The sequence below is a fragment of the Streptantibioticus ferralitis genome (assembly GCF_029223525.1).
GTDB lineage: Bacteria > Actinomycetota > Actinomycetes > Streptomycetales > Streptomycetaceae > Streptantibioticus_A > Streptantibioticus_A ferralitis.
In genome coordinates this window covers 1-699 of sequence record NZ_JARHTQ010000101.1, presented here as the reverse complement: position 1 = coordinate 699, position 699 = coordinate 1, and the positions used below count along the sequence as shown (strand labels likewise).

General features: G+C 65.1%; 1 protein-coding gene. It reads right to left on the bottom strand.

What is annotated here, in order from left to right:
- Positions 1 to 652 (bottom strand): Ig-like domain-containing protein (locus P2L57_RS39855; protein WP_372516102.1); only part of this gene is annotated, 652 nt, incomplete at its 3' end.
- Positions 653 to 699: the final 47 nt, after the last annotated feature.

Here is a 699-nt window from a genome sequence, read left to right as displayed (position 1 = left end):
CGGTAGGAGTACCCGCCCCAGGACTCACAGCAGCAACCGTCGCCGTCAGCGTCTTCGCCTCACCGAACACCGAAGGATCAGGCGCCGACACCAGACTCGTGGTCGTACCCGCCTTGATCACCGTCTGGTTGTCGACCGCAGACGTCGAACCGTTGAAGTCACCGTCACCGTTGTAGGTGGCGGTGAGGGCGTGCGGACCGACAGCCAAAGAGCTGATGGTGAACGTGGCGACGCCGCCGGAAAGGGGCGCGGTTCCCAGCAACGTCAGCCCATCGAAGAAGCTGACGGTCCCGGTCGGCGTGCCGATGCCTGGCAGGGTGGCGGTCACCGTGGCGGTGAGAGTCTTCGATTCACCGAAGGCGGAGGGGTCAGGCGTCGACGTCAGACTGGTGGTCGTATCCGCCTTGTTCACCGTCTGGTTGTCGACCGGCGAGGTGGAGCTGTTGAAGTTGCCGTCGCCGTTGTAGGTGGCGGTGAGGGCGTGCGGACCTACGGCGAGGGTACTGGTGGTGATGGTTGCCGTCCCGCCGATGAGGGTGGCGCTGCCGATGGGGGTACCGCCATCGAAGAAGTCCACGGTACCGGTAGGAGTACCCGCCCCAGGACTCACAGCAGCAACCGTCGCCGTCAGCGTCTTCGCCTCACCGAACACCGAAGGATCAGGCGCCGACACCAGACTCGTGGTCGTACCCGCCTTGT